The sequence below is a fragment of the Companilactobacillus muriivasis genome, from assembly GCF_036246245.1.
Lineage (GTDB): Bacteria > Bacillota > Bacilli > Lactobacillales > Lactobacillaceae > Companilactobacillus > Companilactobacillus muriivasis.
This window is the reverse complement of sequence record NZ_BTTQ01000019.1, coordinates 3,380-5,182: the sequence shown is the minus strand read 5'-3', so window position 1 is coordinate 5,182 and position 1,803 is coordinate 3,380. Positions and strand designations below refer to the sequence as shown.

At 48.5% G+C, this 1,803-nt stretch carries 1 rRNA gene; it reads left to right on the top strand.

The annotated features are described in order from the left end of the window. Positions 1-170 precede the first annotated feature (170 nt). Positions 171-1,737 (top strand): 16S ribosomal RNA (locus tag AAA923_RS12285). Positions 1,738-1,803 lie beyond the last annotated feature (66 nt).

The window sequence follows — 1,803 nt, the reverse complement described above, 5'->3', positions numbered from 1 at the left end:
TTGATAAAATAATTAAGTCGCTGATGAGCGTAAGCGCTTAATCAGCTGGTAGACCTTTGAAAACTGAACAAAGTTTTAACACTAAAATTGTGTAGGCCAACATTTATTTGTTGGATTTACAACGAAGTCAATTCGCTAGTATTTAATATTTTTATTGAGTCACAAACTTTTAATATGAGAGTTTGATCCTGGCTCAGGACGAACGCTGGCGGCATGCCTAATACATGCAAGTCGAACGAACTTTCCTGATGATTGAAGCTTGCTTCATGAATCAGATCTAAGTGAGTGGCGGACGGGTGAGTAACACGTGGGTAACCTGCCCAGAAGTGGGGGATAACATTTGGAAACAAGTGCTAATACCGCATAACAACTACTTTCACATGATCGTAGTTTAAAAGATGGCTCTGCTATCGCTTTTGGATGGACCCGCGGCGTATTAGCTAGTTGGTGAGGTAAAGGCTCACCAAGGCAATGATACGTAGCCGACCTGAGAGGGTAATCGGCCACATTGGGACTGAGACACGGCCCAAACTCCTACGGGAGGCAGCAGTAGGGAATCTTCCACAATGGGCGAAAGCCTGATGGAGCAATGCCGCGTGAGTGAAGAAGGTTTTCGGATCGTAAAACTCTGTTGTTGAAGAAGAACATGCGTGAGAGTAACTGTTCACGTACTGACGGTATTCAACCAGAAAGCCACGGCTAACTACGTGCCAGCAGCCGCGGTAATACGTAGGTGGCAAGCGTTGTCCGGATTTATTGGGCGTAAAGAGAATGTAGGCGGTTTATTAAGTTTGAAGTGAAAGCCCTCGGCTCAACCGAGGAAGTGCTTCGAAAACTGGTAAACTTGAGTGCAGAAGAGGAAAGTGGAACTCCATGTGTAGCGGTGGAATGCGTAGATATATGGAAGAACACCAGTGGCGAAGGCGGCTTTCTGGTCTGTAACTGACGCTGAGATTCGAAAGCATGGGTAGCAAACAGGATTAGATACCCTGGTAGTCCATGCCGTAAACGATGAGTGCTAAGTGTTGGAGGGTTTCCGCCCTTCAGTGCTGCAGCTAACGCATTAAGCACTCCGCCTGGGGAGTACGATCGCAAGATTGAAACTCAAAGGAATTGACGGGGGCCCGCACAAGCGGTGGAGCATGTGGTTTAATTCGAAGCAACGCGAAGAACCTTACCAGGTCTTGACATACCATGAAAAGCTAAGAGATTAGTCTTTCCCTTCGGGGACATGGATACAGGTGGTGCATGGTTGTCGTCAGCTCGTGTCGTGAGATGTTGGGTTAAGTCCCGCAACGAGCGCAACCCTTATTATCAGTTGCCAGCATTCAGTTGGGCACTCTGGTGAGACTGCCGGTGACAAACCGGAGGAAGGTGGGGACGACGTCAAATCATCATGCCCCTTATGACCTGGGCTACACACGTGCTACAATGGTCGGTACAACGTGTTGCGAACTCGCGAGGGCAAGCAAATCACTTAAAACCGATCTCAGTTCGGATTGCAGGCTGCAACTCGCCTGCATGAAGCTGGAATCGCTAGTAATCGCGGATCAGCATGCCGCGGTGAATACGTTCCCGGGCCTTGTACACACCGCCCGTCACACCATGAGAGTTTGTAACACCCAAAGCCGGTGGGGTAACCCTTCGGGGAGCTAGCCGTCTAAGGTGGGACAAATGATTAGGGTGAAGTCGTAACAAGGTAGCCGTAGGAGAACCTGCGGCTGGATCACCTCCTTTCTAAGGATATGATGCGTAAGCATCAACGGAAATACACAATTGTTAAAACTTTGTTTAGTTTTGAGG